The 23194-nt window shown below is 65.8% G+C and carries 17 protein-coding genes; 13 read left to right on the top strand and 4 right to left on the bottom strand.

Annotated features, from left to right (window positions below; translation table 11 throughout):
* The first annotated feature begins 1 nt into the window (after nt 1).
* The 6 genes from AB431_RS29035 to AB431_RS29010 all read left to right on the top strand — a co-directional run bounded on the left by AB431_RS29035 (nt 2) and on the right by AB431_RS29010 (nt 4204).
* Nucleotides 2-871, top strand: coding sequence for an alpha/beta fold hydrolase (locus tag AB431_RS29035; RefSeq protein ID WP_047332862.1), 870 nt, complete (start codon nt 2-4; stop codon nt 869-871).
* A 43-nt stretch (nt 872-914) separates the two neighbouring features.
* Nucleotides 915-1478: a 2,4'-dihydroxyacetophenone dioxygenase family protein gene (locus tag AB431_RS29030; RefSeq protein WP_047332861.1), complete on the top strand. Its 564-nt coding sequence runs from the start codon at nt 915-917 to the stop codon at nt 1476-1478.
* A gap of 5 nt (nt 1479-1483) precedes the next feature.
* Nucleotides 1484-2311: an SDR family NAD(P)-dependent oxidoreductase gene (locus AB431_RS29025; RefSeq protein ID WP_047332860.1), complete on the top strand. Its 828-nt coding sequence runs from the start codon at nt 1484-1486 to the stop codon at nt 2309-2311.
* A gap of 246 nt (nt 2312-2557) precedes the next feature.
* Nucleotides 2558-2875 (top strand): hypothetical protein, encoded by a 318-nt coding sequence (locus AB431_RS29020; RefSeq protein WP_047332859.1) that lies wholly within the window; start codon nt 2558-2560, stop codon nt 2873-2875.
* Between the two features lie 238 nt (nt 2876-3113).
* The gene (locus tag AB431_RS29015; protein ID WP_047332858.1) at nt 3114-3734 is read left to right on the top strand and encodes a CIA30 family protein; all 621 of its coding nucleotides are present in this window, start codon (nt 3114-3116) and stop codon (nt 3732-3734) included.
* Nucleotides 3735-3763: 29 nt separating this feature from the next.
* Nucleotides 3764-4204 (top strand): pyridoxamine 5'-phosphate oxidase family protein, encoded by a 441-nt coding sequence (locus tag AB431_RS29010; RefSeq protein WP_052960429.1) that lies wholly within the window; start codon nt 3764-3766, stop codon nt 4202-4204.
* A 44-nt stretch (nt 4205-4248) separates the two neighbouring features.
* On the opposite strand, the gene AB431_RS29005 is transcribed toward AB431_RS29010, so the two are convergent.
* Both AB431_RS29005 and AB431_RS29000 read right to left on the bottom strand, forming a co-directional pair.
* Nucleotides 4249-5442 carry a lycopene cyclase family protein gene (locus AB431_RS29005; RefSeq protein WP_047332857.1) on the bottom strand — a complete coding sequence of 398 codons (1194 nt, stop codon included), beginning with the start codon at nt 5440-5442 and terminating at the stop codon, nt 4249-4251.
* 23 nt (nt 5443-5465) lie between these two features.
* Entirely contained in the window at nt 5466-5957 is a 492-nt protein-coding gene (locus tag AB431_RS29000; RefSeq protein ID WP_047332856.1) for a TspO/MBR family protein, read from the bottom strand.
* A gap of 138 nt (nt 5958-6095) precedes the next feature.
* Here AB431_RS29000 and AB431_RS28995 point away from each other — a divergent pair, with 138 nt between their 5' ends.
* The 5 genes from AB431_RS28995 (at nt 6096) to AB431_RS28975 (ending at nt 11404) form a co-directional block, all read left to right on the top strand.
* Nucleotides 6096-6971: a universal stress protein gene (locus AB431_RS28995; RefSeq protein ID WP_047332855.1), complete on the top strand. Its 876-nt coding sequence runs from the start codon at nt 6096-6098 to the stop codon at nt 6969-6971.
* Nucleotides 6972-7081: 110 nt separating this feature from the next.
* Nucleotides 7082-8026, top strand: a complete 945-nt coding sequence (locus AB431_RS28990) for a hypothetical protein (RefSeq protein WP_052960428.1) — start codon at nt 7082-7084, stop codon at nt 8024-8026.
* A gap of 424 nt (nt 8027-8450) precedes the next feature.
* The gene (arr, locus tag AB431_RS28985; protein ID WP_047332854.1) at nt 8451-8864 is read left to right on the top strand and encodes an NAD(+)--rifampin ADP-ribosyltransferase; all 414 of its coding nucleotides are present in this window, start codon (nt 8451-8453) and stop codon (nt 8862-8864) included.
* Between the two features lie 53 nt (nt 8865-8917).
* Entirely contained in the window at nt 8918-10306 is a 1389-nt protein-coding gene (locus AB431_RS28980) for an oxygenase MpaB family protein (protein WP_047332853.1), read from the top strand.
* Nucleotides 10307-10414: 108 nt separating this feature from the next.
* On the top strand, nt 10415-11404 hold the full coding sequence (locus tag AB431_RS28975) for an alpha/beta fold hydrolase (RefSeq protein ID WP_047332852.1): 990 nt from the start codon (nt 10415-10417) through the stop codon (nt 11402-11404).
* Here the strand turns inward: AB431_RS28975 and AB431_RS28970 are convergent.
* Nucleotides 11401-13539 carry a DNA gyrase subunit A gene (locus AB431_RS28970; RefSeq protein WP_047332851.1) on the bottom strand — a complete coding sequence of 713 codons (2139 nt, stop codon included), beginning with the start codon at nt 13537-13539 and terminating at the stop codon, nt 11401-11403. The two genes, AB431_RS28975 and AB431_RS28970, sit on opposite strands and share 4 nt — an antisense overlap.
* 9 nt (nt 13540-13548) lie before the next feature.
* Nucleotides 13549-15582 carry a toprim domain-containing protein gene (locus tag AB431_RS28965; protein ID WP_047332850.1) on the bottom strand — a complete coding sequence of 678 codons (2034 nt, stop codon included), beginning with the start codon at nt 15580-15582 and terminating at the stop codon, nt 13549-13551.
* 416 nt (nt 15583-15998) lie between these two features.
* Between AB431_RS28965 and AB431_RS28960 the strand changes: the two genes are divergently transcribed.
* Entirely contained in the window at nt 15999-17693 is a 1695-nt protein-coding gene (locus AB431_RS28960) for an NAD(P)/FAD-dependent oxidoreductase (RefSeq protein ID WP_047332849.1), read from the top strand.
* Nucleotides 17694-17696: 3 nt separating this feature from the next.
* The gene (locus AB431_RS28955; protein ID WP_082135838.1) at nt 17697-23192 is read left to right on the top strand and encodes a type I polyketide synthase; all 5496 of its coding nucleotides are present in this window, start codon (nt 17697-17699) and stop codon (nt 23190-23192) included.
* The last annotated feature ends 2 nt before the right edge of the window (nt 23193-23194 follow it).

Raw genomic sequence — 23194 nt, 5'->3', positions numbered from 1 at the left:
CGTGGTCGCCAAGCTGATTCAACGTCAACTTCTGGTCGGCGACGTGCGTTCACCGGTTCTTGTCGGCAGCCCCCGGGGCGCGGGCTCTAGGGAAGCGGTGGTGTTCGTCCACGGCAACCCGGGGTCCGGCGCGGACTGGCAGCCATTGCTGGACGCCGTGTGCCCGCACGCCGCCGTCATCGCCCCGGACATGCCCGGTTTCGGCGGCGCGGAGAAGCGCCGCGATATGGACTACACCGTCGCCGGCTACGCCCGCCACCTCGGTGGCATCGTCGACGCGCTGGGCGTCGAGCGAGTTCACTTGGTTGCCCACGACTTCGGCGGCCCGTGGGCACTGACGTGGGCCGCTGCCAACGTCGAGCGCGTCGCCAGCGTCAGCCTGCTCAATACGGGAGTCCTCCTCGACTACGACTGGCACCGGCTGGCACGCGTCTGGCGTACGCCGCTGATCGGCAATGTGTTCCAGGCCGCCGCAGTACCCGCCGCAGTGCGGACACTGCTGGCCCACGACAACCCGCGGCTGGACCAGCGATGGGTCGAGCACCTGGCCCGTCTGCTCCGCCCGTGGGGCACCAAAAGGGCGATCCTGGATCTGTACCGCTCCACCACGGCGGAGACGATGAACCGTCTAGTCGCACCGTTGACCGCGAAAAATATTCCAGCCCAAATCATTTGGGGAACGAACGACGTTTACATCCCAACTGAACAGGCTCACCGCCAGGTCGAACCGTTTCCCTCGGCCGAGGTCCACCTGGTCGAGGGCGCGGGGCACTGGGTCTGGCTCGAGCAGCCGGAGCGGGTCACCGAGATCCTCGTCCCGTTCCTGCGTCACCACCTCACCACCACAACTGTCACCGGGGCTTCCCGGTAACCGCCATCTCGGCATCACAACACCGTCTGGAAAGGACACCATCATGACCCTCACCATCGCGCCGAGCGCGGCCACGACCGGTACCGGCGCGCCTCTACCGCTAGTCGCCCTGCCGCAGGCCGAACTACTTACCGTCAACAGCAACGACATCCCCGTGATCAAGAACGCTCTTGGGCCGGGCATCCACTTCAAGCCGCTCCGCTTCGACCTCGAGGCGGGCCGCTGGGTTGTGCTGGCAATCTTCGAGCCCGGCTCCCGGGTGCCTCTGCACTACCACACCGGCATCGCCGAGGGATACACGCTGTCGGGTTCCTGGCACTACCTGGAGTACCCGGACCAGCTCCAGACGGCGGGCTCGTACCTGTTCGAGCCGGGTGGCTCCGTGCACACGTTCGTCTGCCCGGAATCCAACACCGAAGACACCGTTCTGCTCACCTGGGTTGCGGGCGCCAACATCAACTTCAACGAGGACGGTAGCTTCCACTCGATCCTTGACGCCGTCAGCGGTGCGCACCTCGTCGAGGTGTTGGGCGAAGCCCAAGGTCTCGGGCCGATCAACTACGTCGGTGGCGGCGCCGCCGGGCTGACGTCCCACGGCGAGGCCTGACCACCATGAGCCTCAACACCAAGGATCTGGCCGGCCGGGTCGTCGTCATCACCGGCGCCGGCAGCGGAATCGGCCGCGAACTGGCCGTGCTCGCCGCGCGCCGGGGAGCGTCGTTGTCGCTATGCGACCGCGACGAGGTCGGACTGGGACACACACTCACCCTCGTGAGGGATTGGGGAGTCGAGGCCGACGGCCACGTCGTGGACGTCTCCGACGCCGAGCAGATGGCTGTGTTCGGCAAGACCACCATCGAGCAGTTCGGGGCACCGGACCTGGTGATCAACAACGCCGGAGTCGCCGTGATCGGCGGCATCATGGACACCACCCTGGCCGATTGGGACCGCCTCCTAGGGGTCAACGTCATGGGAGTTGTGCACGGCATCAACGCCTTCGTGCCGGCCATGGCCGAACGCGGGAGCGGACACGTGGTCAATGTCGCCTCGGCGGCGGGCCTGCTGGCGAACCCACAGTTGGGTGGCTACAGCGCCAGCAAGCACGCTGTGGTCGGGCTGTCTGAAGCGCTGCGCATCGAGCTCGCACCACGCCACGTGGGTGTCACGGCGGTCTGTCCCGGCATCATCAACACTGCCATCACGCGTAACAGCCCTTACCGCGGAGGAGATGTCGACGCGCGCAAGGCGAAAACGGCCAATACCTACGTCAAGCGGGGCTATACCCCCGAACGAGCGGCTGCCAACATTCTGAAGGCGGTCGACCACAACCGGGCGGTGGCACCCATCGCACCCGAGGCCCATGTCATGTACGTGCTGTCGCGCATCGCCCCGCCGGTGGCTCGATGGTTGTCCGCGACGATGGCGAAAATCGCCAGATGACAACGTGATTGCAGGTCCATCGCCTGGCGATGACGGGACCAGGGCGGCAGCACGGCAGAGACTGCGGTGGGTAGTGTGGCGCAAAAGATGGCGGGAAATTGAAGGCCACGCGAACTGCGCGTGCTGGTCCTCACGCTCGCCTCGTCACCGCCGAACCTGCGGCTGTGAACGGTCCTGCGACCGCGCCGAGCCGCTACGACCTCTGAGCGTGGTAACGCAAAGTACGTCGGGCGCCGATATGACGGCATGGTAAAGAAAACTGCAGCTGTCCTGCTCAGCGCGGCCGCATTGGCGGCAATCCCCACGGCGATCGCCCCGGTGGCCCAGGCCGACGTGTGCGGTGACATCGGCGGCCGGCATGTGTCGGTCGGCGGCTGTACCCCGGGTATCGCCGGCGACGTTGTCGCGGGTGCCGCGGTAGCCGACGCCGACTGGGCTCGGTACGGCTTGCCGGAGACCTACGCGTTTTCGTTGGTCCCGGCCTTCCCGGGGGAGCAGCCCTGCATCTCCCCGGCCGGGTTGCCGTACTACACCCCCGGCGACGCTCCTTGCTTCGTCGGGTAGCTCCTTCCCGAACACCCGCGCTCTCGCCGGATGGCGACCAGCGCTTCGGCCCGAATAGCCCTGCGCTGCAAGTGGTATGGGCCGACAGCCGTTGTCGCCATCCGGTCTGGGGCGCGTACGCAGCGGCCGAACTCAGCTGCCTGAGCCAGCGGGAGACGCGCGGACCCAACGGGCGCCGTCCTGATTCCGTAATCCCGTTGGCATTCTCACGCTCGTGCCACGTCCCTACATTGGGGGAATGGGAAGCTACCTACGACGTTGGCGGGCGCGGACAGGTGTGGCACTCACCTGCCTGGCGGCCCTGATCGTGACGTGCGCGAGCACGGGGCCCATCGCCCGCGCCGACGAGCCGACGTCCGACCCAGCAGTTCTCGTCGATCTCGGTGATCCCGACGCGGTAGCCACCTGGACAACGGTGAACGATCCGGTCATGGGCGGCCGGTCCACCTCGGCGGTCACCTTCGGTGCCGGCGGCCTGGTGTTTTCGGGCGACATCTCGCTGGACAACAATGGTGGATTCGCCTCGGCCCGCGGTCCGCTCGACCCGGAGATCGGGCGCCGGGCATCCGGCGCGACGTCACTGGGTGTGCGAGCACTCGGCGACGGCAAGACATACGTGTTGAGGGTCGAGACCGGGCAGCCCTGGTCCTATATCCAGCGCTTCACCACCGAGGCCGGCGTCCTGCGGACCTACGCCCTTCCGGTCGGCGGCTTCGAGTCGGTGGGCAGGTTCCTCGATCCCGTCCCGAGCACGTCGCCTCTGGACCCGTCGACCATCAGCCGGGTCTCGCTTTACATCCTCGACAAGCAGGAAGGCCCGTTCCAGCTCATCGTCCGTGCCATCAACAAGTCAAGCTGATGACTCCCGGGAAAGCCTAAACTCGTTCCATGCCAAGAAAGCTCAGTGACGAAGAAGTCAAGACCTATCTGGATAGCCGTCCGGGCTGGGCGGTACTGAGCACCATCGATAAGGACGGATTCCCGCATTCCGTGCCACTCGGATACTTCCGGTTGGACCGCGACATCGTCATGGGTGTGCGGGATGGGACACGCAAAACCGCCAACGTCGAACGCAACCCGAACGTGAGCATTCTGCTCGAAGACGGCTCCACCATGGCCGACATCCGCGGCGTGATGTTGCAAGGTCACGCGCGCGTTGTTCGTGAGCCGATTGAAGCACTTCAGCTCGCGAGGGAAGGTGCTCGGGCGCGGGGCGTGCCAGAGTCCGACTGGCCCATGGCACCCAGACCGGGCGCCGCCTACATCCGCATGACCCCCGTCAGAACACTGTCGTGGGATTACGGAGACTCGACGGCGGACCAGGCCTAGTTGTGACAACACCCGACAGCGAAAGCCGTTGACCGACAACAACACTACGATTCGGGCATCTCGTTGGTGGACAGCGGGGGAAGCAGTGCGGGGATCACCAGCTGACGACGCAACCGTCCCTTGGACGACCGGAAGAGGCAACCCATCGCGGCCAGAGTGCCCCAGATGTCGTCGCGTGCGGTCAGGTAGGTCCAGCGGTGCCGCTCGGGCAGGGTGAAGAACTGCTCGAAGAACCCTGGCAGGTCTGCCGGCGGCATACGCAGGAGCGCTTCCAGGCCGATCCGGCGCACCCGGTGCACAGCTCGGGCCCCGGCGGACCACACCGTCTCCCGCGCTTCGGCCAGCGCCCGCTCCGGCCCGTCGGCCAGATGCGTGGCGACCGCGGCGGCGACTTTCGGGGCCAGTTGGAGCGAGGCGGCGACACTGAATCCGGTGGCCGGATGGATCAGTGGCGCAGCGGCGCCGAAGCCGAGCACCCCCGGTCCCCGGTGCCGTGGATGGTCCACGCGAAATGAAACCTTCTCGCTGCGCAGCTCGTCCGGTAGGCGGACGCCCTGATGGGCCAGCCGGGCGTGCAACCGGCGGCGCAGCGTCGAAAGGGGCAACCCTGGCCGGCGTGCCAGCGAGGTTTCCTCGAGCAAAACCCGACCTTCACCGAGCGGAACGGCGTAGAGAAAGGTCGCCCACCCGTCCTCCCCGTGGTCGCGGCGCCAGTCCATGAACAGTGCCTCGCCGGGAGCGGTGAACGGTGCGGCCTTATCCTCGTCGACAATCAGGCCGTACGCCGTCTGTTCGGCCGGGGTTCCGCGTCGCGTGGCCGGGTCCAACGGTCGGGCGCGGCCACCGGCGTCGACCACGACCGACGCTCGCAACTGGGTGCCGTCGGCAAGGGCGACGACCCCGGGTTCCGGGGATCCGACGGCCCGCCCGGTGTGGATGCGCACCCCGGTCAGTTGACCGGCAAGGTGGGTCTGCAGGGCGGGCACATCGAGTACGGCGTACTCCCAACCCAGCCGGTGGTCCGTCACCGCGATCGCCCGTCCGGCGGCTCGGGCGGCAACCACAGATTCCGGCAGGTCGTCGGGCAGCTCCCGGCTCCACAGGCCGTACGTCGCCGTCCACGGGCGTGCTGGCGACGGGTCGAGCAGACCGGTGTCCAGCCCACGGCGAGCGCAGGCACCCGCGAGCGCCGACCCGGCCGGTCCGCCGCCGACCACCAAGACATCCATCGGCATCATCGTGCACCAGCGTGGTGACGACGTCACCGGTTGAGGTGCCACACCGCCAAGTTCAGGCACAGTGCGAACGTGGTCCAGGCCAGGTAAGGCACCAGGAGCCAGCCCGCGACAGCATTACGGCGAATGAACAACACGACCGTGGTGACCAGGACCCCCCACAGGATCGCGATGTCGACGAACGCGACGCCTCGCCAGCCGAGTCCGAAGAACAAGGGTGTCCAGATCGCGTTGAGGACCAGTTGTGCGGCGTAGGCGCTGAGCGCGGCGCGGGTTTCGGCGATCGGTCCGCTGCGCCACACCAACCAGGCCGCCACTGCCATCAGCACGTAGAGGGTGGTCCACACCGGGCCGAACAGCCACGGCGGCGGCGCCCACGGCGGTTGTCGCAGCTGTCCGTACTGCTGACCGCTGTTGGTGGCAAGGCCGCCCACCGCGGCGGTGACGGTGACGGCGAGCAGTGACAAGCCCAGCGCTACCGCGCTCTTGGATCCTCGACGTTCGACGGTGTCTACCATCTGGGTCTCCTCTCGGCGCACTCGTTCTGCGTTGTCAGGGCCACGCCGCAGTTGATTCTGCGCCCCGGCGTGCGCCTATCAGCGCACGTGTCTCGGTGGTCGCCGCACATCCACAGGGCGTCCCCATAGTCTCGAGGGATGACCACCGCCGCCCAAGATAGGCCTGTCGTCGTCGGCATCGACGGATCAGACGCCGCCCTCGGCGCTACCCGGTGGGCCGCGGAGTATGCGGCCGCGCGTGCCCTTCCGTTGACGTTGCTGTACGCAGTCCCGCGAATCGACTGGCACTTCGCCACCACTGAAGCGCCCGCCGAACTCCAGGGGAAGGACGACGGTTTGCTCGCGGCGGCGGAAGCGGTCGCGCGTTCGGCGCATCCCGATCTTGTGATCCGCACATCAACAATCAAGGGAGCAGTCGCGACCGTCTTGGGGGACGCCTCACAGTCGGCCCGGGCCCTCGTGGTGGGCACCGGCGCGGCGGATCATCGGGCGCTGGGCGGCCATGCGGTGCGAATTGCCCATCGGGCTCAGTGTCCGGTCCTGGTCTGGCGAACCGCCGTCGCCAAGCGGACCGGCAAGCCGTTGCCAGTCGTTGTCGGCGTCGACGACTCCGAGGCGGTCGGCCGGGCGCTCGCGGAAGCCTTCGACATCGCCCGCGCGTTGCATACGCAGCTGACGGTGGTGCATATGTGGGAGATCGACGCCGCGGTCGGAATGGGTGATCTCGGTGGCCAGGGGAACATGGACTGGCAGCTCCTGGATGTGTTGGAAACCCAACAGCGCCGCCGGATGGACGAGTTGGTTGAACCGCTCGCCCGCAAGGACCCGAACGCTCATGTCGTCGAGGTTTTCCAGGACATCAGTCCGGCGAGGGGCCTGACCGATCTGTCGCGGGAGGCTCAGTTGGTGGTCGTCGGCAGTCACGGCCGCGGGCGGCTGGCCGGGGCGGGGCTTGGCTCGGTCAGCCAGAACCTGATTCATCATGCGGAGTGCTCGGTGCTCGTCGTTCGGTAGGCGGACCCGGTTGGACAACCTCCGCACCGTTTCGTAACCTTTCCGAGACCTCAGGCACACGGGTCGGCAGTCCGGCGGAGACGACGTCGGCGGCAGTCAAAGGATGCGCAGTGGTGCAGTTTCACCGGCCGTTCGCGCCGAAATCGGGCCCCAGCAGGACAGCGGGAGCGATCGCGATCCTCACTGCCCTTTGCGTGGTGTCGGCCGGCTCGGCGTTCGCCGAGCCAGAAGTGGACGACCTGGCCAAGCTGAACGAGTTGACCCAGACGGCTCAGCAGCTGATCGAAACCGCTCAGTCCGTTCAGCTGGACCTCGAGAAGAAGCAGCAGCTGCAGAACGACGCGGAGCGCAAGTACGCCAATGATCTGGCCGCGCTCGAAACCACCAAGGCGCAGCTGGCCGATTATCAAGGGACCGTCGACAGAGCCGCGGCCGCCATGTACACCGGTGGACGCACCGATAGCGTGAGCGCATTCCTCACGGCGCCGTCGCCTCAGCGCCTGATCGACGAGCTGGCCTTCCAGCGAGCGATGACCGACCAGATGTCGGGACAATTGAAGAGCTTCCGCAAAGCCAAGCAACAGGCCGAGACCGCCGCGGCCGCCTCGGCCGAATCAGCCGCCACCGCCAAAGCTGCCGCCGACGCTACTGCTGCCGTGCGCACCACCCTGGACGTCAAGCAGTCGGAAGTCGAGAGTCAGGTCAGATTGGTCCGGGCGACCTATTACGCGCTGCCGGCCGCGCAGCAGGCTTTATTGGGCCCCGGCGGCGCGATCCCCACAGTCGGGATGAGCGGTCTGGTTCCCAACGCCCGAACTCTCGCGGCGTACATCATCGCGACATTCCCGGGTGTGCAGTCCATCGGCGGCGTGCGCCCTGACCCGATTCCAGATCATCCGAGCGGCCACGCCATCGACATCATGATCGGCTCCGATATGGCGCTGGGCGATGCGATCAACGCCGACGTCCAGAGCCAGGCCCAACGCTTCGGGGTGTCGTACACGATGTGGCGGGTGGCCAACCACTTCAACCACGTCCACGTCACGGTGTCCTGAGCGCTGCTGGAGTAGCCACCAATCGGCGGCGGCGTCGTCGTCGGGGACGGGCGGCCTGCATTTGATCCAGCGGTAGCGGATCAGCACCAATTATCAACTGTCGCACCAACATCGGGTCGCCGGCCACAGGCGAGCGGAGTTTCCTTCGGATGGCGTGTCGCACTGCGGCAATGCAGGTGGAGTGCGCCCGAGCATCCCTCCCACTCTCACTATAGGGCCGGGAGGGGGCCTTGCCGCAAGGCCCCTGACCTGCTGCACAATCGTCCGGTGTTGCACCCATTCACTGACGAGATATTGGACGCCGAACGAGGAGATGGTGTGGCGAACCCATGTGTATCTGGTGACGTAGCCGGAAGTGGTCTGAGAACTCGCGGCACGAAAGCCGTTCTTGCCGAGGGTGATTCGCGGTTTCCGGGGCGTGCGCATGGGTGAAGTGCTGGACGAGGGGCCGTTCTTCCACGGTACGAAGGCAGAGCTGCGCCCCGGGGACCTCCTGCGGCCCGGTTTCAATTCGAACTATCGTCCGGAGGTCGTCATGAATCACATCTACTTCACCGCGCTGCGCGACGGGGCTGGACTGGCGGCAGAGCTGGCGGCGCTGGACGGGTCCACCCCGCATGTCTACGAAGTCGAACCCACAGGATCGTTCGAGAATGATCCGAACGTCACCGACAAGAAGTTTCCGGGCAATCCCACGCGTTCGTTTCGCAGCCGCGCACCGCTTCGGGTCGTGCGTGAAGTCACCGACTGGACGAGGTTGACACCGGAGGCTCTACAGACGTGGAGGGACCGGCTCGCTGAGCTCCGCGCTGATGAACGAGGTGAGATCATCAACTGACCAAACTGACAACGGTCGTTGCCAGAAAGTCGCGTCCGCGATAACGTCGCTTCATGACGGTGACCGGTGAGCGTCCAGACATCCTCCTCGAGGACGTCGACTTCAATCGGCGTGATCATCCCGACCGGCCCTTGCGCCCCATCCCACCTGGTCGCGACCACTTCGCTGACCAGTGGCGGCAGATGCGGGAGTTCATCTTCGGTGAGTGGATCGACATCGAGAAGGAGCTCGAACCCAGCGACCTCACGCGCCTGCGCGATGACTACTTCTGGCAGCGGGACGAACTGATGATCGGCGTGGTCGCGGCGTTCGAGCGCCTTGGCTACGAGCAGGGCCGCGCGCTGTTCGAGCAGGCGTTGACCGAAGGCATCGAAACCCTCCAAGATCCCCAGCACGAGTTGGTCGAATTGTTCGAGCATCTGGACCAGCTGCCCGCACAGTTCGATCTGGTCGCTGCCGAACGAGGGCGGATGCTGGCGATGTCTAGCACGTTCGCCGCCACCACGATCATCCGAGGATGGGCGTTCTACGAGACCGCGATGACCGGCGACATCTCTGCCGCCACCGGCGCCACGGGACGATTCGCCGACGACGGTCCGCGTCGCTTCATCGAAACAGCGCGGGTATTCGCAGAATTCACGCTGCCGGACATCTTCGACCGCCATTCGGAGGCCTTCCAGGATGTGGTGCGGGTGCGGCTGATGCACGCACTGGCCAGTCGCGGGTTGCGGCGAAAGTGGGGTGACGACGTCTATCTGAAGTTCGGCGAACCCATCCCCGTGACGTCGTTGCTCGGCTTCGGCAGCGGGATGTTGCTCGGCCGCCTCGTCGACCACGCGTTCGGGCGCAAGCTGACTGCCCAACAGCTCGAGGATCTTGCTGAATACTCGTCCTTCTCGGGGCGGCTGTGGGGGGCTCCCGAACTGCTCCATTCGGCCAACGGCCTGGAGCTGATCAAATCGCTGAATTACGTTCTGGCCCGGGGCGGTAACCCGTCCCCGTGGCGCGCTCAACTCGTCGACGCCATCGCCGGCCCAGTGCACCTGACGACGCTGACCGACGCGCTTCCCGGCTTGGTCAAGAAGGTCATCGCCCGGCACGTCAACCAAATCACCGCCAGCGTCGCCCTTGCGCCGGCGGGCGTCGTGTTCGGGTATCAGCAGATCGAAGCGATGGTGGCGGGCACGCTCTTCGAGCCCCTGGGCTACAACTTCGAACGCCGGGTGCGCTACTTCACCAACCTCACCAAACTCAACGTCGGCATCGCGATCGTGGCCGACCGCCTGCCGTGGTCCAACCCGATCCGCGAGCGCAGAAAGAAGAGCGGTGCGGCCGCGCGCGAGCGGATCGCCATGCTCAACAAGATCGCCCGCGGCCGGCATATCCCGTTGACGTTCAGCCACCACGACCGTTCGACAACGGGTGAGGGCTTCACCGGTTAGGCCGCCGGCCTGCATGCGAGGCGTCGCCGGCGAAGGGGCGCCGCAGCAGTTCCACATCGGAGAGCACCAGCGGCAGCCGCTGTCAGGGTCGTACTACGATCGAGGTTCATGACTGACGGAGCACCTCAACCGGCGTCGGCGCAGGGGCAGCCTGGCGAGGTCCCCCCGCTCGACGTCGTTGGCTCTGGCATTCTTCCCCCGGTCGAGGTCTCGGTTCGTCGACGCTTCTGGCTGCTCGAGCGGCTCGCGCCGTGGTTGGGATCACGATGGGCGGTCGAGTTGTGGTGCACGCCACCGGTTCTCGAGTCGAGTCTGCGCCTGCCACCGGGTGTGGCTCCAGGGCGGCCGATAGAAGCGTATTGGGATGGGCATCGAGTCGCTGGTGAGGAATGGGGCGACGGTCCGCCGGTATATCTGGTGCACGGTTGGGGCGGGCAGCGCCCGCATCTGGCCATGTTCGTCAAACCCCTGGTGGCGGAGGGGTATCGGGTCGTGGCGTTCGACCTGCCCAGTCATAACGAATCCGATCCGGGTGCGCTCGCCCCCGGGCGTACCACAGCCACCGAGTGTGCCGATGCGATCGCGGCCATGATCGAGACCCACGGGGCGGCCCACGCGGTGGTCGCTCACTCACTGGGCGCGAACGCGACTGCATTGGCGGCGGCGCAGGGCGCACCGGTGGGACGCTTGGTCTTCTTTGCGCCCATGGGCGATTTTCCGCTGTATCTCGATTTGTTCGCCGCACGCCACGGCTTCGGTCGACGTATCCGCGCGGGCCTACAGCGTCGGCTGGAAGATCGAATCGCCATGCCGCTGCATGAGACCAATATGACCCGAATCGGTCAGCGGGCCGACTACCCTCCGTTGCTTCTCATCCACGACCCCGACGACCCGGACAGCCCCTACGCCGCCAGTGAGCGGCTGGCCGCGGCATGGAAGGGCGCACGGTTACTGACCACAAAGGGGCTGGGCCGACTGGCTCATTACCGAGTCCTACGCCACCGCCCCGCTATCAGCGCCGGGGTGGAGTTCGTCGGCGAACCAGCGGACGGCATGGGCGATGACCACTCAGTCAAAGGCGAGGGCCTCACCGACTAGCCCGCCGGTGTCACGTCTGCCCCGGAACCCTTGATCGACGCCTTCGCACGGCTCTCCGCGCGCACGGACCTCTTGCCGCGCACGTAACCATTCACGGAGATCGACGCCGCCAGCACGGCATCCTCGCCCTTGACGAACGGATGGAACCCGACACCGGCGCCCCCGCGGCCCTTGACCGGTATATCGGCGACTTCGGTTACCTTCCAACTCTTTTCAGCGACCGACAAGATCGCCTCGCCGTTACCGCACGACACCGGCAGTGCGGCGATCACCTCATCACCCTCACCGGCGAGCTTGATCCCGGCGACCCCGTTGCCGGCGGCACCCTGCGGATTCACCGCGGCCGGGTCGATCCGCAGAATCTTGCCGCGCCGAGTCACCAGCGCCAGGTGGTACGCGGCCGGCAGCACGCCCGAGCTCAGCAGCCCGGTGATGTCCGGCGCCACCGGAATGTCACGGATCTTGTACGGCAGCCCGCTTCCGGTGGTGAACTTCACTCGCCCGTCGCTCCATACCGCCCAACCGAGCCCGGAGGTGAGCAGCTCGCCGTGACTGTCGGAGAACACCCCGCGATCGTCCAGCCGCCAGGCGGTGTTCACCTTTCGCTCACGCGGCCCGTCCTCATCGGAACCAGACGTCACTGGCGTGGCCTCGGCGTCCAGCACGGTCCGTCGATCGAACTCGGGGCCCTTGAACAGTTTCGCGGTCTCGACGAGCTCCTCGTCGATCACCTTTCGGCGCGCCTCGGGATTGGATACCAGCTCGTTCAACGCGGCGAACTCGGCGTCGAGCTTCTCCGCTTCGGCCCGCAGTTCGATGACGTCGAGCTTGGTCAGCCGGCGAAGTTGCAGTGCCAGAACGTAATCAGCTTGGACAGCGTCGATCGCGAACCGCTCCTGCAATCCCTGTCGCGCCTCGTCGACGGTATCCGAGCCCCGGATCACTGCAACCGCGGCGTCGATGTCGAGGTGGATCGTCATCAGACCGGCCACCAGGTGCCGGCGCGCGGTGACCTTCTCCAGCCGATACTCGCTGCGGTGCAGCACCACAGAGTCCCGCAGATGCAGGAAAGCGGATATCAGTTCGCGCACCGACCACCAGCGTGGCACCCGGTTCTCGTCAAGGGCGACCAGGCTGGCGGCGAATGTCGACTCCAGCGGAGTCAGTGCCAGAAGCTGCTCGCGGATCTGGTCGGCGCTGTGGCCGCGTTTGGCGGTCACCACGATCCGCAGCCCATTGCGGCGGTCGGTGAGGTCCGACATGTCAGCCACCCCGGACATCTCGCCCGATTCGACCAGTGCCCGAATCCTGTCCTGCACAGTGTTACTCGCGACGCCGGGCGGCAGCTCGGTGATGATGCAGTTCTTGCCGTCAACGCTGACCGTGCCGCGCACGGTGAAGGCACCCCGGCCGGTGGTGATGTACTCCCGCAGTCCGGCGGTGCCGACCACCGTCGCCCCACATCCCCAATCGGGTCCGGGAATGAGTTTCACCAGCCTGTCGTCAGTCATGTTCGGCGTCTTCAGCAGCGCCCGGCAGGCGGCCATGACCTCGCGGGGATTGTGCGCCGGGACCTTGGTGGCCCACCCCTCGGCGATACCCACGGCGCCGTTGCACAGCAACACCGGCCACTGGGCCGGCAGCATCGTCGGCTCGGTCCATTCACCGTCGAATGTCGGGACCATCGGGACCGCGTGGTCGTCGAGTTCAGCGGTCAGCGCCGCCCCGGGTGCAGACAACCGCATCTCGGTGTACCGGTCGGCAGCGGGGATGTCACCTTGGATGCGGGGAAACGCGCCTTGCCCGTCAATGACTTTCACGCGCTGGAACTCGGCAGCCATCAGCGCGGCGGCGCCGTACATCGACGCGCCGCCGTGGGGGTGCAGATTACCGGTGACTGCCGAGCAGACCTTCGAAGATTTCTGCGGCTTGTTGCCGGGCAGCAGCCTCGAGTCGTGCATCTGGTACAGCAGCCGTCGCTGGCCCGGCTTCAGCCCGTCGAATGCCGATGGGATGGCGCGGTCGCTGACGCTGTACAGCGCGAACGTCAGCTGGTAGTGATTCCAGTAGTCATCGGCACTCTGGTCGAGCACCAGGTCGGCGTTCTGCTCCGGAATGTCCAAGGTGGCAGTCACGTGATACTCCTAGTCGAGGTCCAGCGCAGAGGTGTCGACACGGGCGGCCACATCGGCCATCCACGTGCGCCGGCCCTCAGGCGGCCCGCCGAACAACGTGTGGTGCAGCTTCTTTTCGTCGTCATCGGGATGAACACGAATCACCGTGCGCCGCTGCGGATCCAACACGGTATTCCAGAAGTCGTCGGCATCCATCTCACCGAGACCCTTGTTGCGCTGCACCTCCACCCGCTTCTTCGAGGCCGCCTTCAACTGGGCGACGGCGGCGTCACGCTCGGACTCGTCCTGACAGTAGATCCGCTCGTCACCGTTCTTCACCACGAACAACGGGGGCAGCGTCACATAGACCATCCCGGCTTCGACCAGCGGCCGATAGAAGTCCAGGAACATCGAGATCAGGCTGGAGTTGATGTTGCCGCCGTCGGGGTCGGCATCGGAGGCGAACAAGATCCGGTCATAGCGGCACTGCTCGGGATCGCACTTGTCCCGAACCCCGCAGCCCAGAATGCGTTCGATCGAATCGAACTCGTCCTTGGCCCGTGCCTTGCTCAAGGCAAACCCATAGACGTTGGGCGGCTTGCCTTTCAGCGGGAAAGCGGCCTGGAAGGTCGCGTCGCGTGCGGCTTTGATCGTGCCAAGCGCCGAGTCGCCCTCGCACAGGAACAGTTCTGCGCCGGAGCCCCGCCCGGTCTCCCTGCTGGGCAGGAGTTTCGGGGGCAGGGAAAGGTTCGTGCCGAGACCCTTGGCTTTTGACGCTGCACGTGAGCGTGCCTTGGCGCCTTCGGCGCTCCGCCGTGCCCTGGCGTACTCGAGTGCCAGCTTCGTCCACAGCGACACGGCTTCACCGTTGGCGGGGTTGGCCGCCCAGATCGTGACGCTGCGCGTCACGTCGGGGGCCATTGCCACGTTCAGCGACCGTGACGACACCGCCGTCTTGGCCTGGGAGTCCCATGACACATCGGGGGCGCGGGTGTCGACCGCCAGTGCGGTGACCGCCGCGAAATCCTGTGGCTCCGGGCCTTCTTCGCCCTTTGCCAGGCCCAGGTCGCGGATGCGGGAGGCGCGGTCGGCCAGCGCTTCGGACAGACCCTTCACCGCCGCGGTGAGGTGTGAGCCACCGCCCGGGGTGCGCACGGTGTTGCAGAACGCGGCCACCGTCGCCGGCTCGGCCGGACCGGCTGTCAGCGACCACCGGAACGGTGTAGGGCCGCGGCCGGTGGTGTACTCGCCGCGACCCTCCACAACCGCCCGTACGACGGGTGCCGGAGTGTCGGCGGCGGTGCACATGAGATCTAACAGGGTCTCGGTACCCCAGGGACCGTGGAAAGGAGCGAGCAGCGCCGGCGGAACCGAGTCGCCGGGCCAGCCTTCGTCGACGACGATCAGGTGGACTCCGGGGGACATCCGTGCCGCTGCATGCGCGCGGAGGAGCACCTCGCCGATGTCGACGCTGGAGTCCGGCACAACAACCGGGTCGAACAGGATCCGCACTTCGGTGCCCTGAGCGTCGGGCTTCCGGTTGCCGGTGCCGCGGAGTTTCTGGGTGTCGGACCGGGTGAACGGCGCGTTCGGGTCGAAGGTGTTGCCCTCGAACACGCCGGGGTAGCCGCGGCCGAAGCTCTGCACATACGTCTTTCCGGCGCGACGGACCGTGACGTCGGTACGCGCCGAGATGAAGACGGCCGCCGCAGCGCCGATTCCGTTGAGGCCGGCTCCGGTGCTGGTTGCGTCGACGTGCGCGGAGAACTTGCCGCCCGCACGGGCGGTGCCCAGCGTCTTGACGATTCCGTTCTTTCCGGTCGCGGCGTCGGTGTCGACGGGCAGTCCACGCCCGTCGTCAGCGACGCTCACCGATCCGTCGGCGTGCAGCGTGATCGTGACGGTTGACCCGCCGTGGCTGGGGTCTGCCACTTCCTCCACGGCGTTGTCGATCAGTTCGCGCAGCGCGGTGTTCAGGATGTCCAGACCGAGGTTGACCGCCGGCCGCAGGCGTGTGTGCTGCACATCGTCGAGCTCGGTGATGTCAGCGGCGGTGTAACTCACGTCTCGTCCTTCCATCGGGTTGGGTCGCCGTGAAAATGGTAAGCGGCTGGTCCGACTTTTCCGCGTAGCCGCCGAAGTGGCCGGGGATACAGCCGAAGCGCATCTCCGGCTTTCGCGATCAACACGAGAAGTAGCTGTAACCATAATTTGCCATCGGATAGCCAGCTCCGCGTGGTGCTTTCAGTTTGCGGGCCGGCGTGACGCGACACAGACGTCAGCAATCGGTAATCACTCTCGACATGCTCGGGGTGCCGTTGCTGTGATTCGCTCGAATGAGCGTCGCGATGCGGACCCGCCACATTCGCGGGTGCCCGTCGGCACGATTCCGAGGAGGTCAAGCGGTGGACACGCGGGCGCAAGTGTCGCAGCTGAGTCGCGAACGGCGGGAAGCCCTTGCACAGCGCCTACGGTCGCGCATGTCGCGCCCGGATGAGTCGCCTGCCGACCACGATGTCACCATCGTCGGAGGCGGGGCAGCCGCGCTGACCTTGGCGTTGGAACTTCGCCGGGAGCGGCCCGCCACCCGAGTGCAGGTGATCGACCCGAACGTCCACCCGGTGTCGGAGATCACCCACACGGTGGGCGAGTCGACCGTCGAGGTGTCGGCACACTATCTCCGCGATCGGCTGGGGCTGGGCGATCACTTGAGCACCGCGCAGATTCGCAAGATGGGTTTGCGGATGTTCTTCTCCGTGGGCCGCAACACCGACATCACACAACGGATGGAGCTCGGCAGCTCATCCTTCGTTCCGCAGGTGACCTACCAGATCGACCGCGGGAGACTGGAGAACGAGCTCAGCCGGCGCTGCGTTGCGCAGGGCGTCGAGATCACGCGAGGCCGGGTGCGATCGGTGCAGGTGACGGACGGAAACAGTCCCCACACGATTTCGGTCCAGGATGGTCAAGCGGTCACCGAGACCACGGCGCGGTGGGTGGTCGACGCTTCGGGGCGAAATCGGTTGCTACCCCGGCACTTGGGTATCAGGCAAGCCAACGAACACCATTGCAACGCCGTGTGGTTCCGTGTCGCGACAGAGATCGACGTCGGCCGCTGGAGCGACGACCCGGACTGGCAGGGCAGGCTGGTAGAGGGCGATCGTGCACTTTCCACCAATCACCTGATGGGCGAAGGCTATTGGGTCTGGCTGATTCGGCTGGCATCTGGGGCCACCAGCGTCGGTATCGTTGCCGACCCGGCCTATCACCCTTTCGACTCGCTCAACACCCTTGCCAAGGCCACCGCGTGGCTGCGGGATCACGAGCCGCAGTGTGCCGCGGTCCTGGCCGAGCACGCCGAGCAAATCCAGGACTTTCGCGTCATGAAGAAATACAGCCACGGCGCGGCGAAGGTGTATGACGGCGGTGCCCGCTGGTGTCTGACGGGTGATGCGGGAATCTTCCTCGATCCGCTGTACTCCTCGGGCCTGGATCTCGTCGCGATCGGCAACGGCTTGATCACCGACATGATCGTCCGGGAACTCAACGGCGAGGATGTCCTAGCGCGGGCGCAGATCAGCGACACGCTGTTTCGCTCACTCACCGAAATGTGGCTCGCGGTCTACCAGGACCAGTACTCACTGATGGGCGTGCCGAACGTGATGTCGGCCAAGATCATCTGGGACGTCGCGTTTTATTGGGGCTTCATCGGGCTGCTCTACATGAACGGGCGCTTCGTGAGCCTGGCGGACGATCCCGGTTTCGTCCCGCATCTCGACGGCGTCATCGCATTGAGTAACCGTGTCCAGAGATTCTTCCGTGAATGGGCCGCCATCGAAACCACAACCCCCACTGTGCCGTTCGTCGACCTCTACGCGCCGTTGAACTTCATGGTCTCACTGCACACCGCGATGATGCATCCGAGCGAGGACTTCAACGAACAGTTCGACAGCAACGCGCGCTTGCTGAAGCGGTTAGCCGGGCAGCTGGTCGAGACGGTGCTTGCCGAAAAGTCGACGATGTTCGGCGACGACGAGGTGATGCGGCAGGTCCAGGAATGGCAGCGCGATCCGCTGCTGCACGAGCTGCGGTCGGCCTACCGACGGGAGCAGGGCAGCGACCCGATAAGCAGTGACTGGATCGTCACGACGTCACCTGCTCTGCAGTCGAGTTGACCGGTGACGACGCTCACTGATCCCAGTGGCCGTGCGCCGCTCGCGATCGTCGGCATCGGGTGCCGGCTGCCCGGCGAGGCTGATTCGGCCGCCGACCTGTGGAACCTGCTCTGCAGTGAGACCGACGCCACCCGCGTCGTTCCCGAGTCCCGCTGGAACGCCGACCGCTATCACGATCCCAATCCGTCCAAGGTGGGCAAGATCGTCACCCGGCGGGGCGGATTCCTCAGCAGCATAGACCAATTCGATCCGCAGTTCTTCGGGATGTCTCCCCGCGAGGCGCATTCTCTCGATCCCCAGCAGCGGCTCCTGTTGCACGTGGCCTGGGAGGCACTGGAGGACGGGGGATTGCCCGCAGACCGGCTCGCGGGCAGTGACGTCGGAGTCTTCATCGGCGGGTTCACACTCGACTACCAGCTGCTCCAGAACCAAGGCCGTACCAGTCGCTATCGATTCAAGTCACATTCCGCCACCGGAATGATGATGACAATGCTGGCCAACCGGATCTCGCACGCCTTCGACTTCCGCGGGCCAAGCGTCACCGTCGACACCGCGTGCTCCGGATCGCTCGTCGCCGTACACCTTGCCGCGCAGAGCATTTGGAATGGCGAATGCGATCTCGCGCTCGCCGGCGGGGTGAACATCATGATCGGCCCCAACACGGCCATCGCGGAGTCCAAGAGTGGATTCCTCAGCCCCCACGGACGGTCCAAGGCGTTCAGCGACTCCGCCGACGGTTACGCCCGTGGGGAAGGCGGCGCTGTCGTCATCATCAAACCCCTCCAGCAGGCACTCGACGACGGCGACGACATCTACGCTCAGATCCTCGGAACGGCGGTCTCCCAGGACGGCCACACCGACGGCATCACGGTGCCACGCCAGGAAGCTCAGGAAGCCGCCATCACGACCGCGCTGCAGCGAGCAGGCGTGCAGCCAAACGAGATTGGTTATGTCGAAGCCCACGGCACCGGAACCCCGGTTGGCGACCCGATCGAAATGCGTGCGTTGGCCAGCGCGCTGACCGCCGATCGGGCGGCAACCGACCCGCTGTTGATCGGATCCATCAAGACCAACATCGGTCACCTCGAAGCAGGTGCCGGTGTGGCGGGTCTGATCAAGGCGGCGCTGGTGGCCAAGCATGGCTACATTCCCGCGAATCTGCATCTGGGTGAACCGACCCGGCACGTTTCCCTGACCGAGCTCAAGATCGACATTCCCGCGAACGGGCGGCCATTCCCCACCGCGAAGCGGCGCGTCGTGGGCGTGAACTCGTTCGGTTTCGGCGGCACGAATGCCCATGTGGTGCTGGCCGAACCGCCCGCCGACACCGGTCCCGTGGCCGAGGATCCCGGCCCACAGTTACCAGCTTTATTGCCGATTTCGGCGCGCAGCGAGGAGGCGCTCGTTGCGACGGCTGCTCGGCTCGCCGGACATCTCGACGCGAACCCCGGCCTGTCGCTGCCGGATCTGGAGCGCACACTGGGTCAACGACGCGCGCATTTGAACTACCGCAGCGTCGTCATCGCCGAGAGCATCGACGATGCGCGACAGCAACTTCGAGTCCTCGGCGACGGCGGCCCGATATCGGGCGGACGTACCGTGGGTTCCCCACCCAAGGTCGCGTTCGTCTGCACCGGGATGGGACCGCAGTGGTGGAAGATGTGCCGGGGACTCATGGACGTCTTTCCCGTCTTCACCGACAGCATCCTAGGCACCGACCGCGAACTGGCCGCCTACACCGGGTGGTCGCTCGTCGAGGAACTGCGACGCGACGAAGTCGGCTCCCGTATGGGCGAGACTGAGGTCGCGCAACCGGCGAACTTCGCCGTCCAAATCGCGCTGGCCGAGCAGCTGGCTGCATATGGCATTCGACCGGATGCGGTCATCGGCCACAGCGCCGGTGAAGTTGCCGCCCATCACATCGCCGGGCTGCTCACCTTCGAGCAAGCGGTCGAGGTCGTCTACCACCGCAGCCGACTCCAGCAGCGCACCAGTGGGCAGGGGCGGATGCTCGCCGTCGGCGCACACGCTGATTCTCTGATGGCGACGATCGATGCCGAGATGCGGGCGGAATTCGGCAGGCGGCTCTCGATAGCCGCCATCAATAGCCCGTCGGCGGTCACCGTCGCCGGTGACGCCGAAGTCCTTGCCGACCTAGCCCGCCAGTTGGACCAGCACAGCATCTTCAACCGGTATCTCAACGGAAAGGTGCCCTACCACACGCATTTCATGGACGCTATCAAGGACGATCTGCTCGATTCGCTCGATGGAATGTCGTCTAAGGACGCCACGATCCCGTTGTACTCGACGGTCACCGGTGAGCGGTTGGACGGTTACCAGGCCGGTGCCGCCTACTGGTGGCAGAACACCCGGGCCACGGTGTTGTTCGAACCCGCGATCCAACGGATGGTCGAGGATGGTTACACCCACTTCGTCGAGCTGGGACCGCACCCGGCGCTGGCATCGTCCATCCTGGAAACCGCAGGCCAACAGAAAGTTTCGGTGTCGGCGGCCCAGCGACGCGACACCGACGATGTCCGCTCCCTACTCAATTGCGTTGGGATGCTGCATTGCAGCGGCCGTGACGTGGCGTGGGACGCACTGCGGAGCGGGGAGGGTGGCCGTCTCCTGAAGCTGCCGTCCTACCCGTGGCAGACGAAACGGTTCTGGAATGAGACCCGGGAGGCGACCGAAAGCCTGTTCTACCACCCGGTGCACCCCCTGCTGGGTCAACAGGTCAGTGGACTTCATCTCACCTGGGAGGCGGAACTGAGCGCCGTCTTCAACGCGTTCCTCACCGACCACCGCGTGCAGGGAAGTGTGGTGGTGCCCGGAGCGGTGTACCTGGAGATGGGCATGGCGGTGGCCAATGCTGTTTACGGGTCGGATTTCAGCGTGGACAACGTCGTCCTGCACCGCGCCGTGATCCTCGACGACACCTGTGACCCCATTCTGCGGACCACGCTCAACGAGGACGACGGCACTTTGGAGTTCGCAGCCTTCACGGCAACGGCCGACGGTGAAACAAAGTGGGCCATCACTGCGACGGCCGAACTCAATATCCGCCCGCCTGCGCCCGAACCGCCGGCCGCAGCGGACAGTTCGGAGCCGATCGTCTGGATCGACGGTGAGGACTTCTACCTCCGGACCCAGTCCATCGGATTCGATTATGGTGACGCGTTCCGAACCATCCGCGGCGTCACAGCGGGTGAGGACTGGGCCGTCGCCGACATCACGATCCCCGCGTCGATCGCCGACGAGATACCGGGGTTCCGCTTCCATCCGGCCCTCGTCGACGGAGCATTCCAGGCGCTATTCGGCGCACCGTTTTTGGGTCAGGAGCAGAACGAGGAACCGTTCCTGCCGACCCACATACGCCACTGTGCCGTCTACGGTCCACCCGAAGCGGACATGAAGGTTCACGTTCGTGTGGTGTCGGTGACCAAGGAGCGGGTCGAATGCGACATCACCATCATGGGCACGGCCGAGAGACCGCTCGTCGTCATCGCCGGCTTCGCGGTTCAGTCGCTGAGCGCGTCGTCGCGCATGTCGCCCGAACGTATTGACAAGGGGCTCATTCACGTTCACTGGCGCCCGCTCGACGACGATGTACAAGGTCCGGACACTGCAGGCGGTGAGCCGAAATCGTGGCTGGTTCTCCTCGATGACATCGGTGTGGGTGCTTCGCTCGCCGACGAGATCCGCAGCCGCGGCCATCGCGTTCACGAGGTTCGCTCTGAGGACACCGATACCGACTTCAGTGCATTGCTCGCCGAGCACGACGATATCGACGGGATCGTGGACTGCTGGCCGCTGAACATCACCGAATCCTGCTCCACCGACGAACAACAACAGCTCGGCGTGCTCCCAGCCCTTCGACTGGCCAAAGCGCTCGCCGCACAAGACTCCGCCGTGAAGACCCGCCTCTACCTGGTCACCGGAAATGCGCAACCCGCACCGGGAACCGAACTGTGCGGAGTCGACCAGGCCGCCATCTGGGGCCTCGGCCGCGTCATCGGCCATCAAGAGCTGCCGGAGCACTGGGGTGGGCTGATCGACGTCGACACCGCTGACGACCGCGCCCAAACCGCCACGCGGATTTGCGAACACCTCCTCGACGGGGAGGCCGAAGACCAGGTCGCGATCCGCGGCCGGGTGACGTTCGTGCCCCGTCTGCGACCGTGCGATCAGCTGACCCGACCATTCCCCACCAAGCTCAGCCGCGACGCGACTTACGTCGTCACCGGCGGTGCCGGAGCGCTGGGCCGGGTGGTCGCCACCTACCTCGCCGAGCGTGGAGCGCGGCACATCACACTGCTGAGCCGCAGCGTCATCCCATCCCGAGACCGCTGGCCCAGCCTCGCCGAAAACGATCCCCACTACGCGACTGTCAGCACCATCGGCGCGATCGAACGGCTCGGCGTCCAGATCACCACGGCCAGCGTAGACATCGCCGACCGCGAGCAGGTGGCCGATTGGCTGCGGGACCACGCCCTCCGTGGCGGCAGGCCGATACGCGGGATCGTCCACGCCGCGGGAACAGTCAATGACCAACTGCTGGTCAACATCGACGAAGCCGACTTCGCGGCGGTGATGGCACCCAAGGTCACCGGTACCCGGGTACTGCACGACGCCCTCAAAGACCACGACCTGGAATTCTTCGTGATGTTCGGCTCCGCCGGATCGACCATCGCCTCACCGGGGCAGGGCAATTACGCGGCCGCGAACGCCTTCCTCGACGCGTTCGCGCACTATCGCCGAGCGCAGGGTCTGCCGGCGCTCACCATCGGCTGGGGACCGTGGTCGGTGGGAATGGTAGAGGAGCTCAACCTCGAAAAGCTTTATGCCAAGCGCGGAATCGAGCTCATCACGCCCGCCGTCGGCGCGCTGATCCTCGATCGGGTGATCAATCAACAGCCGCCGAACGTCGTCGCCATCAGCGCCGACTGGGGCCGGGCGCGCCAAGCCGGTCTCGGCGCCCGGTTACCGATGATGTTCGCCGAACTCGGCACGTCCGAGGCGGTCACCGTGGACGGCGATGCGGACGGCTCGGTTCTCATGCTGCTCGCGGCGACTCCCGAGGCTGACCGGCCAGCCGTCATCGCCGATCAGTTGCGGCAGATCGTGGCTACCGTCTTCGACTGCGGCATTGATGATTTCGAGCCGGACGATCAGCTCGACGACATCGGCTTGGACTCCATGATGGCGATGGAATTCCGGGTGCGAATCAACATGACCTTCTCGATCGACCTACCCGTCCTCGAGATACTCCGAGGCGTCAGCGTCAACTCATTGGCCGACCGGGTGCTCACCGAGCTGCATTTCATCCACGGCGGCGCGGCTCCGTTGACGCCAGAAGTATCGCCGTCCGATCACACCGCGGATGTCGACGACGAGCTGGACCGACTCATGGATGAACTGTCCGATGTTGAATTGCAGGAGCTGCTCGCGCAACTGGAGGCCCGCTCGGATTCGGATGCGGGAGAGGCTCACTCGTGATG

Origin of the sequence: Mycobacterium sp. EPa45 (genome assembly GCF_001021385.1) — a bacterium.
In the GTDB taxonomy this organism is placed as follows: Bacteria; Actinomycetota; Actinomycetes; order Mycobacteriales; family Mycobacteriaceae; genus Mycobacterium.
The sequence above is the reverse complement of the archived record's forward strand: the minus strand, read 5'-3'. Positions and strand labels throughout refer to the sequence as shown.

Coding starts and splice junctions, on each gene's coding strand:
- AB431_RS28980 (WP_047332853.1), top strand. CDS start 8,918: ATGACGGTGACCGGTGAGCGTCCAGACATCCTCCTCGAGGACGTCGAC.
- AB431_RS29030 (WP_047332861.1), top strand. CDS start 915: ATGACCCTCACCATCGCGCCGAGCGCGGCCACGACCGGTACCGGCGCG.
- AB431_RS29010 (WP_052960429.1), top strand. CDS start 3,764: ATGCCAAGAAAGCTCAGTGACGAAGAAGTCAAGACCTATCTGGATAGC.
- AB431_RS29005 (WP_047332857.1), bottom strand. CDS start 5,442: ATGATGCCGATGGATGTCTTGGTGGTCGGCGGCGGACCGGCCGGGTCG.
- AB431_RS29015 (WP_047332858.1), top strand. CDS start 3,114: ATGGGAAGCTACCTACGACGTTGGCGGGCGCGGACAGGTGTGGCACTC.
- AB431_RS28995 (WP_047332855.1), top strand. CDS start 6,096: ATGACCACCGCCGCCCAAGATAGGCCTGTCGTCGTCGGCATCGACGGA.
- AB431_RS29020 (WP_047332859.1), top strand. CDS start 2,558: ATGGTAAAGAAAACTGCAGCTGTCCTGCTCAGCGCGGCCGCATTGGCG.
- arr (WP_047332854.1), top strand. CDS start 8,451: ATGGGTGAAGTGCTGGACGAGGGGCCGTTCTTCCACGGTACGAAGGCA.
- AB431_RS29000 (WP_047332856.1), bottom strand. CDS start 5,957: ATGGTAGACACCGTCGAACGTCGAGGATCCAAGAGCGCGGTAGCGCTG.
- AB431_RS28960 (WP_047332849.1), top strand. CDS start 15,999: ATGTCGCGCCCGGATGAGTCGCCTGCCGACCACGATGTCACCATCGTC.
- AB431_RS28975 (WP_047332852.1), top strand. CDS start 10,415: ATGACTGACGGAGCACCTCAACCGGCGTCGGCGCAGGGGCAGCCTGGC.
- AB431_RS29025 (WP_047332860.1), top strand. CDS start 1,484: ATGAGCCTCAACACCAAGGATCTGGCCGGCCGGGTCGTCGTCATCACC.